Source organism: Streptomyces phaeofaciens (assembly GCF_014648915.1).
Taxonomy (GTDB): Bacteria; Actinomycetota; Actinomycetes; order Streptomycetales; family Streptomycetaceae; genus Streptomyces; species Streptomyces phaeofaciens.
Genome location: NZ_BMSA01000013.1, coordinates 206,177 through 220,110, shown reverse-complemented (window position 1 = coordinate 220,110; position 13,934 = coordinate 206,177). Strand labels below are relative to the sequence as shown.

The window sequence follows — 13,934 nt, the reverse complement described above, 5'->3', positions numbered from 1 at the left end:
TCGTTGGCGGGGGCGTCCCGCTCAGGTGAAGCGGCGCACCCCCGACGGCGTCACCACCGCCTGTACCGGCCGGTCGTGCGGCTCCGCGGGGACCCGTGGGACGACCTCGGTGTCGTACAGCAGCACCACCAGCGCGGGACGGGCCCCGGCCGCGTCCAGCCGCGCCAGCACCCGGTCGTACGACCCTCCGCCGCGCCCCAGGCGCATCCCGCGCGCGTCGACCGCGAGCCCCGGCAGGAGCACCACGTCGGCCTCGCTCACGGCGTCGACGCCGAGCCGCTCGCCGGCCGGCTCCAGAAGCGTCATCCGGCCGCCGTGCCGGACGCGGGCGAGGGAGCCCTCCCCGGTGTACGCGCCCCAGTCCAGATCGTTGTCCGGCAGGAGCGCGGGGAGCAGGACCCGCACGCCCCGCGCGTGCAGCGCGTCCAGCAGCGCAGGCGTGCCGGGCTCGCCGCCCACGGAGACGTACGCCGCGACCGTGCGCGCATGCGCCAACTCGGGCAGTTCGAGGGCGTGCTCGGCCAGCGCGGCGGCCGTTGCCCGCAGGTCATCCGTCGTCAACCTGTTCCTCACGGAGAGGAGCTCTCGCCGCAACATATGTTTGTCAGAATCGGGTCCGGTCCCGTCGTGGCTCATGGCTGACATCCACTCCACTCCAATGCAGTCATATGAACACGTATTAACCGGAGCTACAGATTCCTCTCAAAGCCACCGGATAAGGTTGCGGACATGACTCAGTCGCACCCCAGGATCAGCAAGGCTGTCATTCCCGCGGCCGGCCTCGGTACCCGGTTCCTGCCGGCCACCAAGGCCACTCCCAAGGAGATGCTGCCGGTCGTGGACAAGCCCGCGATCCAGTACGTGGTCGAGGAGGCCGTCTCCGCCGGTCTCGACGACGTCCTCATGATCACCGGTCGCAACAAGCGCCCCCTCGAGGACCACTTCGACCGCAACTACGAACTCGAGTCGGCGCTCCAGAAGAAGGGCGACGCCTCCCGGCTCGCCAAGGTCCAGGAGTCCAGCGACCTCGCCACCATGCACTACGTGCGCCAGGGCGACCCCAAGGGGCTCGGACACGCCGTCCTGTGCGCGGCCCCGCACGTCGGGCAGGAGCCGTTCGCCGTCCTGCTCGGCGACGACCTCATCGACCCCCGCGACCCGCTGCTCCAGCGGATGATCGAGGTGCGGGAGCAGCACGGCGGCAGCGTCGTCGCGCTCATGGAGGTCGAGCCCGCCCAGATCCACCTCTACGGCTGTGCGGCCGTCGAGACCACCGCCGACGGCGACGTGGTCAAGGTGACCGGCCTGGTGGAGAAGCCGGACCCGGCGGACGCCCCGTCGAACTACGCGATCATCGGGCGGTACGTCCTGGACGCGGGCATCTTCGAGGTGCTGCGCAAGACCGAGCCGGGCCGCGGCGGCGAGATCCAGCTCACCGACGCCCTCCAGCAGCTCGCCCAGGACGAGAAGGCCGGCGGCCCGGTGCACGGCGTCGTCTTCAAGGGCCGCCGCTATGACACCGGAGACCGCGGCGACTACCTGCGTGCCATTGTCAGACTCGCGTGCGAACGTGAAGATCTGGGTCCGGACTTCCGGTCCTGGCTTCGCAGTTACGTCACCGAGGAGATGTAGCCACTTTGAGCACCGCCGCGCCTCACCCCACCGGCCAGGACCACCTCTGGTCGGTGGACGAGCACCTGGAGGACATCCTCGCCACCGTCCGCCCCCTGGAACCCATCGAGCTGCAACTCCCCGACGCCCAGGGCTGTGTCCTGGTCGAGGACGTCACGGTGCCGGTCTCCCTGCCGCCGTTCGACAACAGCTCCATGGACGGGTACGCGGTCCGGGTCGCGGACGTCGCGGGCGCGAGCGAGGAGTTCCCGGCGGCTCTGGAGGTCGTCGGGGACGTCGCCGCGGGTCAGGCCGACCTGCTCCACGTGGGGCCCGGACAGGCCGCCCGCATCATGACCGGCGCCCCGCTGCCGTCCGGCGCCGAGGCCGTCGTCCCCGTGGAGTGGACCGACGGCGGACTGGGCGAGGGCCCGGTGAGCGCGATGCGCGCCCGCAGCCTCGCCCCCGAGCAGGCCTCCGGGCAGGTGCGCGTGTACCGGGCCGCCGAGGCACGCGCGCATGTACGTGCGAAGGGCAGTGACGTGAAGGCCGGGGACCGCGCCCTCGACGCCGGCACCGTCCTCGGACCGCCCCAGATCGCCCTGCTCGCCGCGATCGGCCGCGGCACCGTCCGGGTCCGCCCGCGCCCGCGCGTGGTCGTCATGTCCACCGGCAGCGAACTCGTCCAGCCCGGCGAGGAACTGCTCAGCGGCCAGATCTACGACTCCAACAGCTTCGCCCTCACCGCCGCCGCCCGGGACGCGGGCGCCATCGCCTACCGGGTCGGCGCGGTCGCCGACGACGCGGAGACCCTCCGGTCCACCATCGAGGACCAGCTAGTCCGCGCCGACCTGATGGTCACCACCGGCGGTGTGAGCGTCGGCGCGTACGACGTCGTCAAGGAGGCGCTGTCGTACGTGGGCGACGAGGACGAGCCCGGCAGCGGCATCGAGTTCCGCAAGCTCGCCATGCAGCCCGGCAAGCCCCAGGGCTTCGGCTCGATCGGCCCCGACCACATCCCCCTGCTGGCCCTCCCCGGCAACCCGGTGTCGTCGTACGTCTCCTTCGAGCTGTTCGTGCGCCCCGCCATCCGCACCCTGATGGGGCTCGACGACGTCCACCGGCCCACCACGCGCGCGAGGCTGATCGCGGACAAGGCGCTGACCTCGCCGAAGGGGCGCAGACAGTTCCTGCGCGCCACCTACGCCGACGGCGTCGTCCGCCCGGTCGGCGGCGCCGGATCCCACCTGGTCGCGGCCCTCGCCCACGCCGACGCGCTGATCGTCGTCCCCGAGGACGTGGAGTCCGTCGCGCCGGGCACCGAGGTCGAGGTCGTCCTCCTCGGCTGACCGGCGGCCCGCCACGTGCGCGTGCCCGTCCGTAGGACGATCCCGTTCCGCTGAGTGCTCCCGCATGGGGGTACCGTGTCGCGCACAGCTGGCCCTGCGCCGCACCGCGACGGGCCCGGACCGGGAGCGCCACACAAGCATGAGTACGCAGGACCGACTGACGCACATCGACGACGCGGGCGCCGCCCGCATGGTCGACGTCTCCGGCAAGGACGTCACGGCGCGCACCGCGCGCGCCAGCGGACGCGTCCTCGTCTCGCCCCGGGTGATCGAGCTGCTGCGCGGCGAGGGCGTCCCCAAGGGCGACGCGCTGGCCACCGCGCGGATCGCGGGCATCATGGGCGCCAAACGCACCCCGGACCTGATCCCGCTGTGTCACCCTCTGGCCGTCTCCGGTGTGAAACTGGATCTGTCGGTCGCGGACGACGCCGTGGAGATCATCGCCACCGTGAAGACGACGGACCGCACGGGCGTCGAGATGGAGGCGCTCACCGCGGTGTCCGTCGCCGCGCTCACCGTGATCGACATGGTCAAGGCGGTCGACAAGGGAGCGGTGATCACGGACGTGCGTGTGGAGGAGAAGACGGGCGGGAAGTCGGGCGACTGGAGCCGGGCATGAGCGAGGGCTCGTACCGCGCGCTGGTGGTGACCGCCTCCAACCGGGCCGCCGCCGGTGTCTACGAGGACAAGGGCGGCCCGCTGATCGCCGACGCGCTGGGGCGCTTCGGGTTCGCGGTCGACGGTCCGCTCGTGGTGCCCGACGGGGACCCGGTCGAGGCCGCGCTCCGGGACGGCGCCGAGGCCGGGTACGACGTCGTCGTCACCACCGGCGGCACCGGGATCTCGCCCACCGACCGCACCCCCGAGGCCACCCGCCGGGTGATCGACCACGAGGTGCCGGGCATCGCGGAGGCCATCAGGGCGTACGGCCGGGAGAAGGTGCCCACATCGGCGCTGTCCCGGGGCCTCGCCGGGGTGGCGCGCCGCACCCTGATCGTCAACCTGCCCGGATCCACCGGCGGGGTGAAGGACGGCCTCGCCGTCCTGGAGCCCCTGCTGATCCACGCCGTCGACCAGCTCCGCGGCGGCGACCACCCCGGACCCAGCCACGGGGGTGCCAGCTGAACAGCCCATCCTGGCCCGTCGAACTCGCGGAGGGCGACATCGTCCTGCGGCCCATAAAGCTGCGCGACCAACGGGCCTGGCGCGAGGTGAACCGGCGCAACCGGGACTGGCTGCGCCCCTGGGAGGCGACCATTCCGCCGCCCGCGCCCAGCGGGCCCATCGCGCACCGGCCGACCTACCGCCAGATGGTCCGGCATCTGCGCTCCGAGGCGAACGCGGGCCGGATGCTCCCGTTCGTCATCGAGTACCAGGGGCGGCTCGTCGGGCAGTTGACGGTCGCCGGGATCACCTGGGGCTCGATGTGCTCCGGGCACGTCGGCTACTGGGTGGACCAGTCGGTGGCCGGCCGCGGGGTGATGCCGACGGCGGTGGCGCTCGTCGTGGACCACTGCTTCCGGACCGTCGGACTGCACCGCATCGAGGTCTGCATTCGGCCCGAGAACGGGCCCAGCCGCCGGGTCGTGGAGAAACTCGGATTCCGCGAGGAAGGGCTGCGGCCGCGCTATCTCCACATCGACGGAGCCTGGCGCGACCACCTCGTCTTCGCACTCACGTCCGAAGAAGTGCCGGAGGGCGTGCTGAACCGGTGGCGGCGGACCCGTCCCCGGACAGAACCGCGCAATCACCCCCAGAGCACCCCCGGGAATCCCACCACCCCCGGAAATTGAATAAGTGTTCGAAAATGATCGAGTGGTGACCGTCTCGGGGCAATGAATTCGCGCCCTCGGCGGCCTGCTGATCGCATCGGTCACAAAAAAAGCTCGAAATATCAGCCAGATCGTGCGACACACCGGCCCAATTGGCGGATGGCCTCACGCAAACCCCTCTACCGTGTGAGGCGTGAGCAGCAGCGGCCTCATCTACGCAGTCATCGTCGGGGCCTGGGCCGCCTACTTGGTGCCGATGTGGCTCCGTAGGCAGGACGAGCTGAACGAGGCCCGTCCGACGGAACGCTTCAGCACCGCCATCCGGCTGCTGTCCGGACGGGCGGGCATGGAGCGCCGGTACGCCAAGGACCTGCGGGCGCGCTCCACCGAGGAGGGGGAGTCCGGCGCCGAAGCTCCGGACGGCCTCACCGGCTCGGTGGACGTCCGGGCCTTCGCCATGCCCCCGACCCGGCCCCAGGCGAAGGCGACGATCCACGAACGCGGCGGCCCGGAGCGCGCCGGTCAGGAACGCGGCGGCCCGGAGCGCGGCGGTCAGGAACGCGGCGGCCAGGAACGCGGCGGCCCGGGGCGTTCGGACCCCTCCCGCGATCCGGCACGTGACCCCTCCCGCGACCCGGCACGTGACCAGGCGCGCGAAGCGGCCGCCCGTGATCAGTCCTCCGCCAAGCCCGGGCGGGAGCAGGCGCACCCGGGTGCGGCGCGCGGGGACCACGCACCCTCCGGCCCCACCGGCCCCTCCGCACCCGCCCACGAAGGCACGGCCGCACCGGCCCCCCAGCGGGTGCCGGCCGCCCGGCGCACGCCCGCCGCACAGGCGGCCGCGGCGCGCGCCCAGCGCACGAAGGCGCTCGCGCGCCGGAGGCGCACCACCGTGATGCTCTTCGTCGCCTTCACCCTCGGCGCGGTCGTCGCGGCCGTCGGAGGGCTCGCCTTCCTCTGGGCGCCCGGCGTGCCCGCCGTACTGCTCAGCGCGTACATCGCCTATCTGCGCGCCCAGGAGCACCGCCGCTTCGCCTACCAGATGGACCGCCGGCGGGCCGAGGTCGCCGCGCAGCGGCTGCGGGAGCGCCAGCCGCGCCGGCGCGCACCGTCGTCGGCGTCGGTGACGGTCGAGACCGGCCTCGACGCCGGCGCAGAGGAGCCGCACGCGGGCCCCGAACCGGAGACGGACCCGGGCCTGCTGGCCCTGGCCGCCGACCGCCGGGCCCTCGTCGAGCAGACCGACCACGCCGAATGGGTCGACCAGCAGCGCGAGCGCCAGCGGCGCCCCGGCCAGGGCGACAGCTGGGACCCGGTGCCGGTGCCGCTGCCGACGTACGTGACCGCCCCGGTCGCGCCGCGCGCCACCTCCGACGTGGACCTCGGGGCGCCGGACGCGTGGAGCTCGGCGCGCTCCAGCACGGTCACGCCGGAGCAGGACGCGGCGGACGCCACCGGCGAGCGCGACGCCGAGGACGGACCCGACGGGGAGCCGGGAGACGCGGACTCCGCGGACGGCAAGGCGGACGGCGGCAAGCACAGCGGAGCCCGCCGCGCCGCCTCCGCCCGCCGCGCCCGCGAACGGGGCCGCACCCCGCTGTTCGACCAGTACGAGGACGGCGAGCGCCCGCGCGCCGCCAACGAGTGAGCCGTCCGCTCGCCGTCCTCACCCGTGACCTGCGCCGGGCCCCGGGAACGGATTTCCAAGCACCCCGACAGGGATGCTAGAGTTTCACTCGTTGCAAGGGCCTGTGGCGCAGTCTGGTAGCGCACCTCGTTCGCATCGAGGGGGTCTGGGGTTCAAATCCCCACAGGTCCACGCAGCTCAAAGCCCCGGTCGGGATTCCTGACCGGGGCTTTGGCCATGTCGTACAGCAGCGAAGTACAGCAACTACTCCGGATCTTGCTTCCCAAGGTGCTTGCCCAGCTTGCGCAGTGCCCGGCGGGTGGCCTCCGACGGGACGTGCGTGTACACCTCCATGGTCACCGCGATCTTGCTGTGCCGAAGGATCTGCATCGCGACCCGCGGGTGCACGTCGAGGGCAGCGAGGAGCGAGCCGCAGGTGTGCCGGGTGTCGTGAAGCCTGATCTGGCGGACGTCGGCGCGGGCGGATCGGTCCATGAACCGGCGGTTGAAGTTGCGCGGTTCGAACGGTGTGCCGTAGCGCGTCGTGAACACGAAGCCGAAGTCCGACCACAGCTCGCCGGCCGCCTGCTTGGCCAACTCCTGTTCCTTCCGCCTGCGCTGAAGAGCAGCGATGCAGATCTCCGGGAGCGGCAGCACGGCCGCGGAGGCTTCGGTCTTGGTCTCGGCATGGACCAGGCGCCGGTTGATGCGCTGGAGCTGCATCTGAACCGTGATCACCCCGGCGTCCAGGTCGACGTTCTCCCAAGTGAGGCCCAGCACTTCGCCGCGCCGGAAGCCGAGTACGAGGATGAGCACGTAGGCCGCGTACAGCGGGTCGTGGGCCGCGCTCGCGGCTTCGAGGAACTGCCGAGCCTCTTCGACGGACCACGGGTGCCGCTTCTTCCTCCGTGCCGACCGCACCTTGACCAGGCCGGCCACGTTCTTCGGGATCATCTCCTCCGTCATGGCGTTGGTCAGGGCCGACCGCAGGACCGCGCGGGCGTCCTGGACGGTGCGGCGGGACGGGACGCGCTCGCAGCAGTCGCCGGCGGCGCAGCAACGGGGCGTGTCCCGCTTCGCGTCGAGACCCTGGGCGCAGCACTGGCACTGTTCCAGAAGGGTGTTCACCCAGTTCCGCACGTCCCGGACGGTGAGCTTGTCGAGCCGCTTCGAGCCGAGCCCCGGCGTGATGTAGAGCCGGACGTGCATCGCGTAGGTCTCGGCGGTCTTCGGCTTCAGGTCGGGCGTCACGACCTCCTTCAGCCACCGCGCGAGGTACTGCGCGAGCGTCGGGGAGGACGTGACCACCGGCCCTTGCTTGGCTTCGGCGTGCAGCTTGATCCACTTGTCGTGGACCTCTTCCCGGGTCTTGCCGTAGACGTACTTCCGCTTGCGGTTGCCCTCGGGAGTGGTCACCCAGGCGTAGGCGGCGAAGCCGTTCTTGTACGGGTAGATCGAGCCCTCACCGTTGCCGCGCTTCCCGCTCATGCTGACACCCCCTCAGGAGCGGAGGTGACGCGCTGGACGTACTCGTCCACCCAGGCCGGCAGGATGCGCCGGTTGCGGCCGACCTTCACCGAGCGGATCTCTCCGGTGAGGATCAGCATCTTGGTCTTGGAGAGGCCGAAGCGGAGCAGGACCGCGACTTCCTCTGTGGTGTGCCACTTCGGTTCGATGATGGTCGTGGTCATGCTGCTCGTTCCTCCCAGTCCGGCTGGTCTTGCAGGGCTTCGCGTGCGGTTTCGCGGTTGAGTTGGATGTCGCGGCGGATGTTCCCGGCGAGCCAGGATTCGCCGGGGCTGTGGCCGTGGCCGGCGTAGGTCCAGTGGGCGAGGGTGAGCGTGGTTGCCTCCGGGGCGTCGGGGGCGGGCAGGCCGAGGGCTTCGCGTTGCTGGGTGGCGCGGTAGTCGGCGCGGGTCTGGCGGAGGGCGCCGAGGGTGGTGGAGTAGCGGCGGGATTTGGTGGAGAAGTGGCCGCGGAAGCCGAGCATGTGGGCCCAGTCGCGGAGCTTGCGGTCCGGGTAGAGCGCGTGCAGGTCGAGACAGGTTTCGATGAGCCGGCGGGGGTGTTCGGGGACATCGAGGAGGGTCAGGGCTTCCTTGTTGCCGATGCGGCGGTCGACGGTTCCGGTCGTCTCCGCGGCTTTGGTGGCGTACTTGGCGACGTAGGAGGCGACGGCCTGTTCGGTGATGTCCTCGCCGTCGCCGAAGGCCCGGATCGTGCGGACGTCGAGCTGTGTCCCCCAGGCGAGGGTGCGGGCGGGCTGGTCACCGGCCGGGGGGATGTCGACCGCGACGCGGGCGGCTGCGGCGTGGATCGCGTCGGTGAGGAGATCAAGGGTGGCCCAGGCCGGGGGCGGCGAGTCGGGCCCGTCGGGTCCGTCGAATCGGATCACCGCGTGGAAGTGGACGGCCCCGCGCTTCTGGTACTCGGCGACCTTGCCGAAGGCGACCCGGGACTGTGCGTGGGCTTCCTTCTGGGTGAGTCCGGCCCGCTTGGCGATCTCACGGCGCAGGTAGATCGTGAAGTACCGCCACAGGTCGGAGGCATGGTTGTTCCACAGCACGGCGCCCGCGTAGTCGTACGTGTCCGGGTCGAGCGGGGTCCCGAGTTCGGGCGCGTCCTCGGCGTGGCGGATGCCGCAGCGGCAGGGCCGGGTGCCGGGCCGGTTGTGGACCGGGCCGAAGGACGGGGCGGTGAGGGTGGCGAAGACGCGCGGGTGATTGCGGATGGTGGGCGGGGTGCCTTTGGCGGGGTCGCCGACGAGGCCGGCGCGGATGAGGTGGTAGGTGTCGCCCGCGTACGTCCAGGCGCAGGCCGGGCAGCGGGAGGCGCGGCGGTTGCCGCAGGCGATGCGGAGCCGGCCGCCGGGTTCGTTGTCGGTGTCGTACGCGTGGAGGACGTGGCCGGTGGCGCGGTCGCGGGTGACGGTCGCGCCGCGCAGGTGGATGGGGTCGGAGCAGCCCCCGGTGCGGCGGATCTGGTCCTGGATGCGGTCGAAGCCGGGGGACCCGGCCAGCCTCAGCACGTCGGCGAGGGTGGCCGGGTCCTCCAGGCCCGCCGCGGGGGCGAGACTCATCGGGCGCCGTCCTTGCGGTTCTTGCTCGGGGGGTCGGAGTGGAAGCGGGCGGTGCCCAGGTCGCGGCCCTCGTGCTCGTGGCGAGGGGAGTTGGGGTTGCGGTCGTTCCAGTCCTCGGCGCAGACCTTGTGGACGGGTTCGCCGGTGTGGGAGCGCATCGGGGTGGGCCGGCCGCACTGGGTGCAGGGGCAGTCGCCGCTGTGGTCGAAGTGGCTGGACGACCGCCAGTTGAGGAGGGCCATGGTCACCGCCCCCAACGACGCTTCTGCGGGGTGCCAGCGGTGTTGCTGGACGGCCCGGACAGCGGGGTGCGGCCGGGGCGGGACGCCTGCGCGTCGCGCTCCTTGTCGTGGCGCTGGTGTGCCTTGGCGATCTTCTTCAGGTGGTCGAAGTCGCCGTCCAGTGCGTCCGGGGGGATGCGGTCGGCGCCGCGGCTCCAGTTGCGGGGCATCAGACGGTCACCCCCTGCTTGCGCGATGCGCCGGTGGTGCCGGTGCCCTTGCAGGTCGGGCAGTTGACGGTGAGCGTGGCGCGGGTGCCGTCGCAGTGGCGGAGACCGGTGGTGATGGTGGCGGTGGCGTGGCCGTTGCAGTCGCGGCAGACGCGCGAGGCATGGATGTGCTGGGGCATGATGGGGCTTCCCTTTCGGGTCCGTTGGATCAGGAAGGTGGAGCCGTCCGGGGCGGCGGAAGTTTGGCGACCGAGGCCGCCCCGGACGGGCGTTACTTGCGGCGCTTGCGCGGGATGGGCGGGATGGAGTCGTAGGACTCCTGGCCGGCCCGGAAGTCGTTCAGGTCGGTCACGCTCTTGTCCGTGCCGATCTCCCGCATGATCCGGTTCATGGCCCGGGTGTCGCGGTGCCGGCGGGCGATCGCGTAGTCACGGCCCAGTTCGGCCATGCGCTCGTCACGAGCGGGCTCGGCGTTGCTGCTCTTGCGGCTGAACAAGCCCATCTCAGTGCTTCCTTTCGGAGTTGAGGATCGAGCGCAGGACGACCGCGCAGACGGCCACGGAGGCGGCGGTGATGGCGACCGCGAGCAGGAGCGAGACGAGGACCGCGCCGACGACGAGGACCACTCCGGCACCGCCGGCGGCGAAGGCGAGCGCGCTGCCCGGGGTGAGCTGCACCGTGGGCCGGTTCGAGACCGGAGCCACCGGGACCGCGGCCGGGGCGATCGGGACGACTGGTGCCGGGGTGGGTCCGGTGGGGGCCGCCGTGGTGGCGGGCGGTGCGGTGTCCTGGGGCGGGTACTTCGGGGTGAACATGCAGGTGATCCCTTCTGTGAGCTACTTGATGACGGTGGACAGCGCGGGGGCGAGGAAGCTGTCGGCGACGAGGTAGCCGCCCAGGAGGAGCACGGCGACCAGCCACCAGGGCGGGCGGGCGAGCTTGATCCCGAGGAAGCCGACCGCGAGCAGGGCGAGCCAGAGCGGAACGTCCATGACGGGTGGTCTCCTAGGCCTTGCAGTGATGGGTGCGAGCGGCGAGTTCGGCAGCGGCACGGTCGCGGTAGTCGGTCGAGAAGCCGCAGCCGGGGGCGGTGCAGGCGGCGGTGTGCATGTCCCTGCCGCGCCCGTCGTAGTAGGTGGCGACCTGGACGGGGCCGATGCGGATGCGGTCCCGGAAGCGGCGGTGCACGGTCATGGGCGGTTGGTCCTTCCCGGTCAGGTGAGTTGGAGTTGCGCGGCGATCGCGGCCGTCGTCGGCGCGGGCAGGCCGAGACGGGCGGACAGGACGTCAGCCGGCATCGGGCTTCCCGTGCTGGCCCGGTGGGCTTCGGCGAGCCTTCGGGCGTGGTCCAGCAGCGCGGCCGGAACCGCGGGGGCAGGCTGCGGCGGCGCGGGGTCGAGTTCCGGGACGGTCGCGGCCGGCTCGGGGGCGGGTTCGTCGTCGGTGCGGTGCATCTCGACTTGAGGTGCGGCCGGTTCATCCACAGGCTGTGTGGGGGCGGGCGGGTCGGCGGGGGTGTGGACCAGGAGGGTTCCGCCGAGGAAGGCGAGGGCGGGCCAGCCGGCTACGAGGAACCGCAGCCAGGCCGGGACTTCTCCGAGGTCGAGGAGTCCGGCGGTCGCGACGTTCGCGCCGAGCGAGGCGGTCAGGGCGATCACGAACCAGGTCCAGGCGGAGCGGTCCCGGCGGGCGGTGCGCAGTCGGCGCCAGGCGGCGACAAGAAGCAGGTCCACCGAGATCGGGTAGGCCCAGGCCTTCCAGCCGGACTGTCCGGCGGCTTCGGCGAGGTCGTGCAGGTGGGCGAAGGACAGCGCGCCGGCGATGACGGCTTGGATCAGGACCGCGTCCGGGCGCAGGGACTGTGCCGAGGCGTTCACGTCTGGCTCCGCGGAGGACGGCCGAGGGCCTGGGCCACGGCGTCGCGGTCGGCGTCGGTGTAGGCGGTGCGGACGCCGGAGATCGAGAGCCCTGCCGCATCAGCGAGCGACGCCAGCGTGTAGGGACGCGGGCCGACGAACTCCCTGCCATAGGCCAAGTGGGCTCGTATCTGCTGGTCCAACTGATCGCGCGCGTCCCGCAGGGCGGCGAGCTGGCTGAGGAAGTCAGCCGGCAGGAGGGTGTCCAGCGCTGTCAGGTGCTCAGGCATGGGAAGGGCTCTCCCTCTTCAGGCAAGACGGATGAGGATCGGAGACGGGCGGGGGTCGGCCGCCCGGCTCCAGGGCGGTTTCAGTCGTCGGCCGAGATCACGCCAGCGCCCAGGCAGTTCAGGCAGAGGCCGGTCTGTTCACCGGCTACGCGGCGCTTGCGTCCGACGTGGACGGTGCGGGAGACCTCACCCGTGCCGTGGCACACCGGGCACTCCGCGGGCGCCGGGGCGATCTTCTTCTTCCTGGTGGCCATGGCGGTCACGCCCCGAGCCGGGGGTAGCCGTGGCCGGCAGGCGGGTAGACACCGGCGGCACGGTGGGTGAACTCGGCGTCGAAGGCGTTGCTCAGGGCCGTGGTGAAGGCGTCCCGCTCGGGGTGGAAGTGCAGGTGATCGAGGAAGGTCTCGAACAGGACCCCGAGGCGGTTGGCGTCGTCGCGTTCGGCCGGGTCGTACTCGTACCAGTGCTTGCGGGCCATGGGTTCCTCCCGGTTCCAGGCATGGCGGGGGTAGGGACCTGGCGCGAGGGGCGGTCGCGCCGACCGTGGAGCAAGGGGTGCTACTCGGTGACCGGGCGGGGCTTGACCAGCGAGGGACCCGCGGCCGGCGTCTCAGCCGGGGCGAAGGGGAGGAACGGGTCCAGGAACGGCAGCTCCGGGACCAGGTGGGCGAACTCCCGGCACACCGCGACCACTTCGGCCTTGGAGGTCTGAGGGGTGCGAATCTTCGACCAGCCCCCGGAAGCGTCCGCCGCGACGGCGGTGCCGGGGCGCTCCATCGGGATCAGGCTCGCGGCCTGGACCGCGTCCGGGGCGACGTCGGCGAGGCCCATTTCCGCGGTCTGCTTGTCGTTGACGCGGTGCACGACCCGGCCGGTGAGCTGGGCACGGAGCATGGTGGCGCCCTTGCCCAGGTCGGAGCCGAAGCGCTGCCCGCAGATCTCCAGGTACATACCGGCCGCACGGGCCATCTGCGCGAGCCGGATCAGCGAGGTGACCAGCCGTTCACGGCGCTCTTCGTCCTTCCGGCTGGAGATCAGGAAGAGTTCCGCGATCTCGTCGACCAGGACGACCACCGGCACGGGACGCACACCATCGGGCAGTTCCCACAGGTCAGAGACGCCGTGCAGGCTCAACAGGTCGAAGCGGTCTTCCATCTCCGCGACCAGCACCGCCAGCAGCGAGGCGGCCTCATCCGGAGTGGTGGCCAGGGCGGAGAGACGGGGCGCGAAGGCGGACTGTTCCACCCCGCGCTTGCAGTCGATCCCGACCAGGGCGACCGGCAGTTGAGCCAGCCCCTTGATCAGGTTGCGCAGGAACATCGACTTCCCCGAGCCGTTCGCGCCCAGGGTCAGCGCCATGGGGGCGTTGCGGTAGTCCCGCTCGAACGCGGTCCCGTCCTCCCGCAGCGCCACCGGAACCACCAGATCGTGAGGGCGGGCGGCACGGGGCATCCGCACCCGGTTGAGCACGTCGTAGCCGGTCATCCGCAGTTCCACGAAGCCGGGCTTCGTCTCCACCACGGTCACCGAGTGCACACCCCAGGCGTGACGCAGCCGCTCCGAGGACGCCACCAGGTCCGCGGGCTCGAGGCCGGCCGGGAGCCGCAGGGTCACCCGCAGCCCGGTCGACGTAGGCCGCACCCGGCGGATCTTCGGCGGAACCGGCTGCACCTCACGGCGGGCGACGTTGCGGGTCATGAACGCCCGCAGTCCCGACGGCTGCACCGTCAGCCCGCACACGTCCATCGTCGACCGGTACGACAGGGAGAACCGGCCCCAGGTGACCGGCAGTCCGACCAGCGACCAATACACACGCGGGGCGCGTACCTTCGCGTAGCCGAGGCCGCCGGCCCCTGCTAAGGCTCCCGTGGCTTCCAGCCACACCGACAGGTCTGTCAT

The 13,934-nt window shown here is 71.8% G+C and carries 22 protein-coding genes and 1 tRNA gene; 7 read left to right on the top strand and 16 right to left on the bottom strand.

The genetic code is table 11. The features are described 5' to 3' along the window. Positions 1-21 precede the first annotated feature (21 nt). Positions 22-636: a 5-formyltetrahydrofolate cyclo-ligase gene (locus tag IE275_RS22800; protein ID WP_189713208.1), complete on the bottom strand. Its 615-nt coding sequence runs from the start codon at positions 634-636 to the stop codon at positions 22-24. Between the two features lie 93 nt (positions 637-729). Between IE275_RS22800 and galU the strand changes: the two genes are divergently transcribed. The 7 genes from galU to IE275_RS22765 all read left to right on the top strand — a co-directional run bounded on the left by galU (position 730) and on the right by IE275_RS22765 (position 6,551). Next, complete coding sequence (galU, locus tag IE275_RS22795) at positions 730-1,632, top strand: UTP--glucose-1-phosphate uridylyltransferase GalU (protein ID WP_189713207.1); 903 nt, start codon at positions 730-732, stop codon at positions 1,630-1,632. A gap of 5 nt (positions 1,633-1,637) precedes the next feature. Beyond that, positions 1,638-2,960: a molybdotransferase-like divisome protein Glp gene (gene glp / locus IE275_RS22790; protein WP_189713206.1), complete on the top strand. Its 1,323-nt coding sequence runs from the start codon at positions 1,638-1,640 to the stop codon at positions 2,958-2,960. Positions 2,961-3,099: 139 nt separating this feature from the next. Continuing rightward, on the top strand, positions 3,100-3,579 hold the full coding sequence (moaC, locus tag IE275_RS22785) for a cyclic pyranopterin monophosphate synthase MoaC (RefSeq protein ID WP_189713205.1): 480 nt from the start codon (positions 3,100-3,102) through the stop codon (positions 3,577-3,579). Beyond that, the gene (locus IE275_RS22780; RefSeq protein ID WP_189713204.1) at positions 3,576-4,085 is read left to right on the top strand and encodes a MogA/MoaB family molybdenum cofactor biosynthesis protein; all 510 of its coding nucleotides are present in this window, start codon (positions 3,576-3,578) and stop codon (positions 4,083-4,085) included. The genes moaC and IE275_RS22780 overlap by 4 nt, the downstream gene beginning before the upstream one ends. Beyond that, complete coding sequence (locus IE275_RS22775) at positions 4,082-4,753, top strand: GNAT family N-acetyltransferase (RefSeq protein WP_189713252.1); 672 nt, start codon at positions 4,082-4,084, stop codon at positions 4,751-4,753. The genes IE275_RS22780 and IE275_RS22775 overlap by 4 nt, the downstream gene beginning before the upstream one ends. 172 nt (positions 4,754-4,925) lie before the next feature. Further along, complete coding sequence (gene sepX, locus IE275_RS22770) at positions 4,926-6,380, top strand: divisome protein SepX/GlpR (protein WP_189713203.1); 1,455 nt, start codon at positions 4,926-4,928, stop codon at positions 6,378-6,380. A gap of 97 nt (positions 6,381-6,477) precedes the next feature. After that, positions 6,478-6,551, top strand: a tRNA-Ala gene (locus IE275_RS22765). Positions 6,552-6,623: 72 nt separating this feature from the next. On the opposite strand, the gene IE275_RS22760 is transcribed toward IE275_RS22765, so the two are convergent. The 15 genes from IE275_RS22760 to IE275_RS22690 form a co-directional block, all read right to left on the bottom strand. Beyond that, entirely contained in the window at positions 6,624-7,847 is a 1,224-nt protein-coding gene (locus tag IE275_RS22760) for a site-specific integrase (RefSeq protein ID WP_189713202.1), read from the bottom strand. Beyond that, positions 7,844-8,050, bottom strand: coding sequence for an excisionase family DNA-binding protein (locus IE275_RS22755; RefSeq protein ID WP_189713201.1), 207 nt, complete (start codon positions 8,048-8,050; stop codon positions 7,844-7,846). The genes IE275_RS22760 and IE275_RS22755 overlap by 4 nt, the downstream gene beginning before the upstream one ends. Further along, positions 8,047-9,438 (bottom strand): replication initiator protein RepSA, encoded by a 1,392-nt coding sequence (gene repSA / locus IE275_RS22750; RefSeq protein WP_189713200.1) that lies wholly within the window; start codon positions 9,436-9,438, stop codon positions 8,047-8,049. The genes IE275_RS22755 and repSA overlap by 4 nt, the downstream gene beginning before the upstream one ends. Continuing rightward, positions 9,435-9,680: a hypothetical protein gene (locus tag IE275_RS22745; RefSeq protein ID WP_189713251.1), complete on the bottom strand. Its 246-nt coding sequence runs from the start codon at positions 9,678-9,680 to the stop codon at positions 9,435-9,437. Before IE275_RS22745 ends, repSA begins: the two co-directional genes overlap by 4 nt. A gap of 2 nt (positions 9,681-9,682) precedes the next feature. Beyond that, complete coding sequence (locus tag IE275_RS22740) at positions 9,683-9,889, bottom strand: hypothetical protein (protein WP_189713199.1); 207 nt, start codon at positions 9,887-9,889, stop codon at positions 9,683-9,685. After that, complete coding sequence (locus tag IE275_RS22735) at positions 9,889-10,068, bottom strand: hypothetical protein (protein WP_189713198.1); 180 nt, start codon at positions 10,066-10,068, stop codon at positions 9,889-9,891. Before IE275_RS22735 ends, IE275_RS22740 begins: the two co-directional genes overlap by 1 nt. A gap of 92 nt (positions 10,069-10,160) precedes the next feature. Next, positions 10,161-10,391 carry a hypothetical protein gene (locus IE275_RS22730; RefSeq protein ID WP_189713197.1) on the bottom strand — a complete coding sequence of 77 codons (231 nt, stop codon included), beginning with the start codon at positions 10,389-10,391 and terminating at the stop codon, positions 10,161-10,163. A gap of 1 nt (position 10,392) precedes the next feature. After that, entirely contained in the window at positions 10,393-10,704 is a 312-nt protein-coding gene (locus tag IE275_RS22725; RefSeq protein WP_189713196.1) for a SpdD protein, read from the bottom strand. 21 nt (positions 10,705-10,725) lie between these two features. Further along, on the bottom strand, positions 10,726-10,881 hold the full coding sequence (locus IE275_RS22720; RefSeq protein ID WP_189713195.1) for a hypothetical protein: 156 nt from the start codon (positions 10,879-10,881) through the stop codon (positions 10,726-10,728). Between the two features lie 13 nt (positions 10,882-10,894). Next, entirely contained in the window at positions 10,895-11,083 is a 189-nt protein-coding gene (locus tag IE275_RS22715) for a mobile element transfer protein (RefSeq protein WP_189713194.1), read from the bottom strand. 20 nt (positions 11,084-11,103) lie between these two features. After that, on the bottom strand, positions 11,104-11,766 hold the full coding sequence (locus tag IE275_RS22710; protein WP_229870446.1) for a DUF2637 domain-containing protein: 663 nt from the start codon (positions 11,764-11,766) through the stop codon (positions 11,104-11,106). Next, positions 11,763-12,035: a hypothetical protein gene (locus tag IE275_RS22705; protein ID WP_189713193.1), complete on the bottom strand. Its 273-nt coding sequence runs from the start codon at positions 12,033-12,035 to the stop codon at positions 11,763-11,765. Before IE275_RS22705 ends, IE275_RS22710 begins: the two co-directional genes overlap by 4 nt. An 80-nt stretch (positions 12,036-12,115) precedes the next feature. Further along, a complete protein-coding gene (locus IE275_RS22700; RefSeq protein ID WP_189713192.1) occupies positions 12,116-12,289 on the bottom strand; it encodes a hypothetical protein in 174 nt (57 codons plus the stop codon). A 5-nt stretch (positions 12,290-12,294) separates the two neighbouring features. Beyond that, positions 12,295-12,513 (bottom strand): hypothetical protein, encoded by a 219-nt coding sequence (locus tag IE275_RS22695; protein ID WP_189713191.1) that lies wholly within the window; start codon positions 12,511-12,513, stop codon positions 12,295-12,297. An 80-nt stretch (positions 12,514-12,593) separates the two neighbouring features. Beyond that, positions 12,594-13,934: an FtsK/SpoIIIE domain-containing protein gene (locus tag IE275_RS22690; protein ID WP_189713190.1), complete on the bottom strand. Its 1,341-nt coding sequence runs from the start codon at positions 13,932-13,934 to the stop codon at positions 12,594-12,596.

Excerpts from the sequence above, each read along its gene's own strand:
- IE275_RS22800 (WP_189713208.1), bottom strand. The coding sequence starts at position 636 with ATGAGCCACGACGGGACCGGACCCGATTCTGACAAACATATGTTGCGG.
- galU (WP_189713207.1), top strand. The coding sequence starts at position 730 with ATGACTCAGTCGCACCCCAGGATCAGCAAGGCTGTCATTCCCGCGGCC.
- moaC (WP_189713205.1), top strand. The coding sequence starts at position 3,100 with ATGAGTACGCAGGACCGACTGACGCACATCGACGACGCGGGCGCCGCC.
- IE275_RS22780 (WP_189713204.1), top strand. The coding sequence starts at position 3,576 with ATGAGCGAGGGCTCGTACCGCGCGCTGGTGGTGACCGCCTCCAACCGG.
- IE275_RS22760 (WP_189713202.1), bottom strand. The coding sequence starts at position 7,847 with ATGAGCGGGAAGCGCGGCAACGGTGAGGGCTCGATCTACCCGTACAAG.
- IE275_RS22755 (WP_189713201.1), bottom strand. The coding sequence starts at position 8,050 with ATGACCACGACCATCATCGAACCGAAGTGGCACACCACAGAGGAAGTC.
- repSA (WP_189713200.1), bottom strand. The coding sequence starts at position 9,438 with ATGAGTCTCGCCCCCGCGGCGGGCCTGGAGGACCCGGCCACCCTCGCC.
- IE275_RS22745 (WP_189713251.1), bottom strand. The coding sequence starts at position 9,680 with ATGGCCCTCCTCAACTGGCGGTCGTCCAGCCACTTCGACCACAGCGGC.
- IE275_RS22740 (WP_189713199.1), bottom strand. The coding sequence starts at position 9,889 with ATGCCCCGCAACTGGAGCCGCGGCGCCGACCGCATCCCCCCGGACGCA.
- IE275_RS22735 (WP_189713198.1), bottom strand. The coding sequence starts at position 10,068 with ATGCCCCAGCACATCCATGCCTCGCGCGTCTGCCGCGACTGCAACGGC.
- IE275_RS22730 (WP_189713197.1), bottom strand. The coding sequence starts at position 10,391 with ATGGGCTTGTTCAGCCGCAAGAGCAGCAACGCCGAGCCCGCTCGTGAC.
- IE275_RS22725 (WP_189713196.1), bottom strand. The coding sequence starts at position 10,704 with ATGTTCACCCCGAAGTACCCGCCCCAGGACACCGCACCGCCCGCCACC.
- IE275_RS22720 (WP_189713195.1), bottom strand. The coding sequence starts at position 10,881 with ATGGACGTTCCGCTCTGGCTCGCCCTGCTCGCGGTCGGCTTCCTCGGG.
- IE275_RS22715 (WP_189713194.1), bottom strand. The coding sequence starts at position 11,083 with ATGACCGTGCACCGCCGCTTCCGGGACCGCATCCGCATCGGCCCCGTC.
- IE275_RS22705 (WP_189713193.1), bottom strand. The coding sequence starts at position 12,035 with ATGCCTGAGCACCTGACAGCGCTGGACACCCTCCTGCCGGCTGACTTC.
- IE275_RS22700 (WP_189713192.1), bottom strand. The coding sequence starts at position 12,289 with ATGGCCACCAGGAAGAAGAAGATCGCCCCGGCGCCCGCGGAGTGCCCG.
- IE275_RS22695 (WP_189713191.1), bottom strand. The coding sequence starts at position 12,513 with ATGGCCCGCAAGCACTGGTACGAGTACGACCCGGCCGAACGCGACGAC.
- IE275_RS22690 (WP_189713190.1), bottom strand. The coding sequence starts at position 13,934 with ATGACAGACCTGTCGGTGTGGCTGGAAGCCACGGGAGCCTTAGCAGGG.